This window comes from Thalassolituus sp. UBA675, assembly GCF_002297765.1.
In the GTDB taxonomy this organism is placed as follows: domain Bacteria; phylum Pseudomonadota; class Gammaproteobacteria; order Pseudomonadales; family Oceanobacteraceae; genus Thalassolituus.
The window spans coordinates 1-8,097 of sequence record NZ_DBNJ01000014.1 but is presented as its reverse complement, the minus strand read 5'-3'; the positions used below and the strand labels follow the sequence as shown (position 1 = coordinate 8,097).

Genomic DNA, 8,097 nt, shown 5'->3' with positions numbered 1-8,097 from the left:
AACAACGGGACGGGTCCATATAAGTGAATCAGCCGGAGGCTATTCCCGATAAACTCGCCAAGAATACCTCACACCTGCTCACCGGGTTGCAGATACCGAAGCAGATCCTGCTCATCTATCGAGCCAGTGATTTCCTCATCAGCAATTTCGCCGTCCTCGAAGTACTCTCCTACCGTGTGCCAGATATTAGAAGCTATTTGTTCAGCCCTACCCAATGGAACGCCGTGCGCATAAGCAACAGGCTGGGGAATACATCGCCACCACCGCTCACCTAAAACATCCATATCCTTTGACAGCCCCTGCATGCTTCCGGTTGCCGCCCTGATCGTAGAGGTCTTACCTATTTTAGCGTTATCAATCCCTTCCCGTATGGAGAACAGAATACCTTTGAAGTTCGGCAGCGCGCGATCTCTCCAGGCCTCCGGTTTCTCGGCGGGCTGCCAGGTGCTCATATCGATGTGTTGGCAATGTTGATCAAAGTAATCCAGTGCATCGATTAATCCCTGTATCGCTTGCTCCATGTAATGCTCCAGCTCCTGCATATACTCAATACTGGAGAATTTTCGGGTTAGCAGCTTTTTTTTCATCTCTGGGGTCATGCTATTTATCCGGCCAGTTCGTTAGATTCGCAGGGGCGGTATCTATTTCACCGGGCATTGCAAAGAGCTGACTAAAATTTATACATTTATACCTTCCACTAGGTTTGCAAACCTCCCATAGCATTCAAAAAGATCTTTATCGTCACTAAGATCTGTTTCCATGAATAGCCTGACCAATCTTACTTTGCCTATTGGTTCGTAATGATCCATCGATTCAATTTTTGAAAAGTATGGTTTTAATGACTCATATGCTTCTGGTGCAAATCTACTCTTACTTGCCAAAAGCATACTTTCCAATGTTTTAGCTTCTAACTTAATTCTCTTTAAATCTGACATTCTATTTTACCAATGAAGGGCTTGTGAATTTATCCCGGTTCAAAACGAGAGTTTGGGTTTTTCCACCATGTCTTATAAATTCTGAGTTATTGACTTCAAACGGTGCAATAGTGCTTTCATATACAGTGAAGTCTTCTTTTGCTTTGATAGTATATACATCAAATTCTTTTGGTACTTGCGGTAATCCTAGAGCATCACCCGCTAAAGACGCATTTTCTGGTAAAGAATCGAAAGTTTCTTTAGTGACGAAGTATGGCGAATTTCTTCCAGGTGGACCGCCATTTTTAGGGACCACCTTATACAGCGTGGAGCCTTTAGGTAACATACGGGGGATTGGTTCAGCGGAGCCCGACTCGAGTAATTCTCGTGTAATAGTAAGTGCTAAGTCTGGACTTTTCCCGCTTGCTAGTAGGTCTTCATACATGAGCTTGCCAACTTGAAAGTCTCTTGGGTCTTCTACTTGCAACCCATCGGGGCCGGACTCATCCCAGTTCACGTTTTCTGGTGTCACAGGAGATCTTCGAGAAAACTGTCCAGTCTCCGCACCATGCGCATCGGTTTTCTTGACACTTCCCTCTACCGACTCTAGCTTGCCGGGACCCTTACCCTTCCCACTAAACCGCTTCTGCTGTCGGGCTATTCTTTGCGTTACTCGGGCGTATTCAACCAGCAACTCACCCAGTACTTTAAACTTACGCACAGCGTTAATACCCACAGCAGGTAAGGCGGCCCCTGCTGTTAACGCCACCAGAATAACCGACAACAGAATGCCCAATGCTTCGGCGCCGAGGGCCTCCGTCATTTCGATGCTATGTTGGGCAGAAACGTAGTCTTTGATGAACTTTGTCAGTTGCATCTTGAGGTTGGGGTCATCCCAAATCAGGCTGGCCATGGCCATCGCTTCATCTAGCTGTTCGAGCGTGATTGTGGTTGGATCAAACCCCAGTGCTTCGACCAGCTCGCGTTTTTCGCCCTCTACGCAAGTTTGGGCGTAGACGTTCGCGGCGTCTGCAAGATTGTCCTGAAGCCAGGCAGCTTGTGCCGCTTTAAAGCGATGCTCCATTCGAACCACCGGGTTCACCAGGTCACTGACTTTTTTTAACCAAAGTACAAGCTCCTTTCCTGAGCGATAGGCGTGATACGCAAAGCCTCCCAGATAAATCAATGCAACATTACCGAAGCTCTCTTTCGATAACTGACGCTCGTGCATAGCAGCTTCACGGCGCTCTTCAGCGATGATTTTGTCGAGAGCGGCCTGAATCTGCGCTTTTAAGAATGGTCGCTCGTCGGGTACGTAGTCATCTATAGCTGAGGCGGTATTTATCTGCTCAAGCGTAAGGTAATTCCCTGCCAATGCATCTGCCAGAGCCTTTCGAGGGTTAGAGGTCTTGGCAGACAACTGCGCAAGAACGTCGAAGTAGAAATGATTAAAACCACCGTCAACGGCCTGACTGTCAACTCCATCCAGCAGCAGTTCGGCGCGAAGCGTGCTCCCGGAGCAGATATTTTCAGGATAAAAAAACGCGGGGCCAGCGCCCTTGCTCAAGCGATAGCGGTTACCAGCGTTGTCTTGAAACTCGTAAGCGGACATTATCCTTTATCCTGTGGTGAAGCGTCCTTTGAGAATTAGCAGATGATACCTGATGGCGATGTAAATCCAAGTGGCCCTGCACGTATCAAGTACGACAACTGCTGGACTCTAAATGCCTTGAATTCGTGGCTTTTGAGGCGAAAAAGCCATATTTCAGGCGTGCCAGAATCTCAGATTGCTTTGATGGAAGGTTTCGGTGGGTAGGAGCCTTAAGAAAGGCGCAGCTTACAAGCCGCGATGCCTGCCGCTCGCCTTCGTTCTCGTTGGCCGTCCCAAAACTTGATGATTTTTTATTTCACTTCGTGAGCAAAAGAGAAAATGGATCGTAGAGATTACTATCCATAGACCACATCAAAAACTGTTTGTTTTTTTAATTTTTTTCTTCGCTTTTTGCATTGCCAAAAACACTTTTGTCTTTGCATCTTTAGGATCGACTTCACCAGCAAGTGGCTTCAGCTGCTTATCCTGCTCAGACACTAGGCTTGCTCCTTTTGTATTACTCATCTTTATCATCCTTTTCATATTCATCAGGGTTATTCAGAAATTTCTTCATATCCCCTGAGGCAAGACCTTCCGGCTCTTCAAGATTTTCTGCGTTATTGTTGCGGATAAGCTGTTTTGCCCGCTTGATAGCATCCTGAATCGTCTCAGTTTGCTTCTCATTCCGCTTTTCCGCCAGACTCTTGACTTTATCATTACTCATAGTCTGTGCCTCACAACGTTATATAAAGATAATCTGCTTTGGATACATAGGAAAAACCATAGCGTTCATAGTATTTTTTAACATCCTGATTTATCGGATGCATAACCCGTAGCTCTGTAGCTCCTAGTACCTGAGCATACGCCACCATCGCTAAAACAGTTGGTTCGAAAACTTTGATATCTTTTGGTTTATCCGGGTTTCCTTCTATAAAATCCAGACGTAGCCTTGAACCATTGTATGTTGGCCGCCCAAGACTAAGACTTACAAGCATTTCATCATGCCATAAGGCCATTTCAAAACGTTTTGGGTATCTGAACTTAAAAGCGGAATAGCCTTCCCGCCAATCCCAATCCACCTGTCTGTTGGGTGATTGGCTCCATAATCTAGATTGACTTAGCGCCATTTGATCAATCAGCCTGGCTGACATACCGACCTGATTACTTAAGCTAAATTCTTTATTGATTTCATCCAGAACGACTCTGCGTAGTATCGTATAGCGTTCTTCTGCTTCCTTATGAGTAGCTAGCATTTTCGATTCCATTCTCATTGATCTAATGATGGATGTTACTCTGATCAACATTACATGGACACCCTGCCAACACTTTCGTCGACTGGCACCAACCTACGCCCCTGACTCTCCCGGCTCACCCAACAACCTTTCATGAGCCGCAAAACTTGTCTTTACGGCTCATTTAACCAACAATAATGAGCCGCAAATCTGAAATTTGTGGCTCACGGCACTATATATTGCGCATCACAACCGCCCGGACAGACCATGAACTACATCTGGCAACACCAGCACTGGCCCCAGTTTAGCTACGACAGCACCAAGCTGTCGGCTCTTGCTTACCAGTATGCCAAGCAAGCCTCACAGCTTTCCGGCCGCTTGTCGCAGACGGATGATGGCGATTCTATTGCCGCTCAGTTAGACCTAATGGTGGATGAGGCGATCAACACCAGCCTGATTGAGGGTGAGAACCTGGATCCGGCCAGTGTGCGTTCGTCATTACAGAACTATCTGAATCTGTCCCCTACCCCCATCAACGTCGCTGATGTTAAGGCAGAGGGTATGGCTGCACTGCTTGTGGATGTGCGAAAGCACTTCAATAAGCCTCTTAGCAAAGAGATGCTGTTCAACTGGCACCGTATGGTGCTCGCCGGCTTTGAAGACAATATCCTGCATAGCGAACTCACTGTTGGCCAATGGCGTGATAGCCCCGAACCCATGCAGATCGTCTCTGGGCCAGTAGGTTATGAGCGAGTGCATTATGAGGCACCGGCTGCTCAGGATGTTGATGCTTTAATGGCTGAGTTTCTGAGCTGGTTCAATCAGCACGAGTACCAGCAAATACCTGGCGTGATCCGCGCTGGTATCGCTCACCTGTGGTTTGAGGTTGTCCACCCGTTTGATGACGGTAATGGCCGTATCGGCCGTGCCATCATCGAGTACGCACTGGCACAAGACCTGGGCATGCCGGTAGTGCTCAGCATGTCGACGCATATCGAAAAGAACAAAAAGGAATACTATCGCCAGCTGAATACCGCCAGTTGCTGTGACTCGTCAGAACTCGAAGACCCTACCGTGCTCGATATCACTGAGTGGCTCAGCTGGTTTATCGAAACACTGATCGCAGCACAGCAAGAAGCCGCCGATAAGGTAGCGACCATCTTTGAGAAAACCGCATTCTGGCAGCGACATAAAAATACTGAGTTATCAGAGCGGCAGAAGACGGTGTTAAACAAGGTTTTCAAAGCCGGGAAGGATGGCTTTCCGAATGGCATCAGTGCGCAAAAGTACGCGGCCCTTGGCAAGTGCTCCAAGGCTACTGCGACCCGTGACTTAGGCGATTTACTCGCCAAGAACTGCCTACGGTCGGAAGGTACTGGCCGCGGGCTGCGATATTTTATTGCTCTGGCACCCGCGACCTGACACTCAGCCTGCAGGAGCAAACGCTCGTATTTCCCAAAGTTGTATACAATCCCGCCCAAACGGCGGCTGTTAACCTTGATTTAGCCCCTCTTGCCGTTAAAATTGCGGACAATCTACAGACATCAGCTCATCCTGCTCCAACTAGGTATCCAGCATGACTTCATTTGACCCATCCAGCTCAATCAAAACGCTGCCAGGCACGTCTCATCGTTACCACAGCCTGCCAGACACCGCCGCACGTTTAGGTATCAATCTGGATGAACTGCCCTTCTCTCTGCGCCCTATCCTTGAGGGTATTGCCCGTAATGTCGGTAAAAACGGCATCACCGTCGAGCAGTTGCAGGCACTGGGTAACTGGCCAGCGCATCAGGGGCAAGAGCCGGTAGAGATTCCGTTCACTGCGGGCCGTGTGATCATGCACGATCTCAGTGGTACGCCTGCGATCGTTGATTTCGCGGCGATGCGCTCTGCGGTTGAGCGTATGGGCCTGAACCCTTCCATTATTGAGCCGCTGGTGCGTGCTGATCTGGTGATCGACCACACGGTGACGATGGACAACACCGGCAGCCCGGCGTCGCTGCGTATTAACAGTGAGCTGGAGGCTGCCCGTAACACTGAGCGTTATGCCTTCCTTAAGTGGGGTGCGCAGGCGTTCGATACGATTCGTATTATTCCGCCTCAGACTGGCATCGTGCATCAGGTGAACCTGGAGTATCTGGCGCAAGGCTACTTAAACCAAGACGACCTGATGATCCCGGATACTCTGATCGGTATGGACAGCCACACGCCTATGGCCAACGCGCTGGGTATCGTTGGTTGGGGTGTCGGTGGTATTGAAGCGGGCGCGTCTATGCTGGGTCAGCCGATGGAAATGCTGGCACCTGAAGTAATCGGTGTTGAGCTGACGGGCGCGCTGAAAGAAGGTGTGACCGCAACCGACCTGGTACTGACCATCACCGAAATGCTGCGCAAATACCCACGCGGTGTGGTTGGCAAATTCGTGGAATACGTGGGTGAAGGCAGTGCGAACCTGTCTCTGCCAGACCGCGCGACCATCGCGAACATGTCGCCAGAATACGGCGCGACTATGGGCTTCTTCCCGTTTGATGAAATCGCCGCTGATTATATGAAGGCGACCGGCCGTGATGGCGACCTGCCGCTGGCGTATTACCAGGCGCAGAACATGGCATGGAAAGCGGGCCAGAAGCTGCCACGCTACACCGACCTGCTGCATCTTGATCTGTCTACCGTTGAGCCGTCTGTTGCTGGGCCAAAACGCCCACAAGACCGTCTGCCACTGGGGGATATCGGTAAGGTATTCCAGCAGGCTGCGAGTGCTGGCGATCGTACCCCTGAAGAAGTGACCGTTACGCCGGTTAAGGCCGACGAGAACGGTATCTTCCAGTCTCTGCCAGAGCGCACTTTAAAAGACGGCGACATCGTGATCGCGGCGATTACTGCCTGTACCAACACCTCAAACCCAGGCCTGCTGATTGCCGCTGGCCTGCTGGCGAAGAAAGCCAACGAGCTGGGCCTGAAAGTGCCAGACGGCGTTAAGACGTCAATGGCACCGGGCTCACCAGTAGCAACTGATTTCCTCACCAAAGCTGGGCTGCAGGAGCATCTGGATGCGCTGGGCTTTAACACCGCAGGCTACGGCTGTACTACCTGTGTGGGTAACTCTGGCCCGCTGGCGCCGAGCATTGAAACAGCACTGCGCGACCATGACATTATTGTGTCTTCTGTGTTGTCGGGTAACCGTAACTTCGAAGGCCGTGTGCACCCGGATGTCGACACTAACTTCCTGATGTCGCCGCCGCTGGTGATTGCCATGGCGATTGCGGGCAACGTGAACATCGACGTGACCAAAGAGCCACTGGGCCAAGACGCTCAGGGCAATGATGTATTCCTGAAAGACATCTGGCCAAGCAACGCCGAAATCACGCAAACCATGCACGAGTGCATGGACCCGACCGCCTTCCGCGAAACCTATGAAAACTCCATGGGTGGCCCGGAAACCTGGCAGAAGCTGGAGTCACCGACTGGCCCTGTGTATCAGTGGGATGAGAAGTCGAGCTACATTCAGGAAATCTCGTTCTTTGATGGCTTCGCTCTGGAAACCCCAGCAGATTCACTGAACAACATCAGCGACGCACGTATGCTGGTGATGTGTGATGACAACACCACCACCGACCATATCTCACCGGTGAGCCGTATCCGCCCTGACTCTCCTCCGGGCGAGTACCTGATGTCGATCGGTGTGGATGCCAACGACCTGACCTCTCTGGGCGCTCGTCGTGGTAACCACCACGTCATGCTGCGCAGTATCTTCGGCAACGTAAAGGCCCGAAACCTGATGCTGCCGGGCACGACGGGTGCGGTAACTAACTACTACAACGCCAATGGCGATGCGGAGAAGATGTCGATCTACGATGCAGCCTCGCGCTACCAGCAGGAAGGCACCCCATCGGTGGTATTCGGCGGTAAGCTATACGGTACTGGTTCATCACGTGACTGGGCGGCCAAAGGCCCTGCTCTGCTGGGTGTGAAAGCCATCATCGCTGAAAGCTTCGAGCGTATTCACAAGTCCAACCTGGTGGGCATGGGTGTACTGCCAATGCAATTGCCAGAAGGCGTGACGCTGGGTTCACTGAACCTGGATGGCTCTGAGACCTTTGATCTGGCGGGTATTGATTCTCTGCAGCCACGCGGCTCTGTGACGCTGACGATTAAGCGCAAAGACGGTTCGACCGAGCAGCATGAACTGCGGTCTCGTGTTGATACCTCGTCTGAGCTTGAGCAGATCCGCCACAAGGGCATTCTGCCGATGGTGCTGCGCGATATCATTGCAGCTAATAGCTGAGCTGACTTTTCATCTGAAAGCTGAAAGCTGACACATAAAAAAACCCGGCAATTGCCGTAATGCTGTTCACTTAAG

General features: G+C 50.7%; 8 protein-coding genes. 2 read left to right on the top strand and 6 right to left on the bottom strand.

The features are described 5' to 3' along the window. Window positions 1-68: 68 nt before the first annotated feature. The 6 genes from B3007_RS07225 to B3007_RS07200 all read right to left on the bottom strand — a co-directional run bounded on the left by B3007_RS07225 (window position 69) and on the right by B3007_RS07200 (window position 3,809). Window positions 69-599: a hypothetical protein gene (locus B3007_RS07225; protein ID WP_301376855.1), complete on the bottom strand. Its 531-nt coding sequence runs from the start codon at window positions 597-599 to the stop codon at window positions 69-71. Window positions 600-677: 78 nt separating this feature from the next. Beyond that, on the bottom strand, window positions 678-935 hold the full coding sequence (locus B3007_RS07220) for a hypothetical protein (protein ID WP_301180422.1): 258 nt from the start codon (window positions 933-935) through the stop codon (window positions 678-680). Window position 936: 1 nt separating this feature from the next. Beyond that, window positions 937-2,526, bottom strand: coding sequence for a hypothetical protein (locus tag B3007_RS07215; protein ID WP_301376857.1), 1,590 nt, complete (start codon window positions 2,524-2,526; stop codon window positions 937-939). Window positions 2,527-2,877: 351 nt separating this feature from the next. Next, window positions 2,878-3,030, bottom strand: a complete 153-nt coding sequence (locus B3007_RS07210) for a hypothetical protein (RefSeq protein ID WP_301376859.1) — start codon at window positions 3,028-3,030, stop codon at window positions 2,878-2,880. Next, window positions 3,023-3,229 (bottom strand): hypothetical protein, encoded by a 207-nt coding sequence (locus B3007_RS07205; protein ID WP_301376861.1) that lies wholly within the window; start codon window positions 3,227-3,229, stop codon window positions 3,023-3,025. Before B3007_RS07205 ends, B3007_RS07210 begins: the two co-directional genes overlap by 8 nt. A 10-nt stretch (window positions 3,230-3,239) precedes the next feature. Then, on the bottom strand, window positions 3,240-3,809 hold the full coding sequence (locus B3007_RS07200) for a hypothetical protein (RefSeq protein WP_301392217.1): 570 nt from the start codon (window positions 3,807-3,809) through the stop codon (window positions 3,240-3,242). Window positions 3,810-4,004: 195 nt separating this feature from the next. On the opposite strand from B3007_RS07200, the gene B3007_RS07195 reads away from it, so the two are divergent. After that, a complete protein-coding gene (locus B3007_RS07195; RefSeq protein ID WP_301376864.1) occupies window positions 4,005-5,159 on the top strand; it encodes a Fic family protein in 1,155 nt (384 codons plus the stop codon). A gap of 154 nt (window positions 5,160-5,313) precedes the next feature. Then, window positions 5,314-8,022, top strand: coding sequence for an aconitate hydratase AcnA (acnA, locus tag B3007_RS07190; protein ID WP_301376866.1), 2,709 nt, complete (start codon window positions 5,314-5,316; stop codon window positions 8,020-8,022). The last annotated feature ends 75 nt before the right edge of the window (window positions 8,023-8,097 follow it).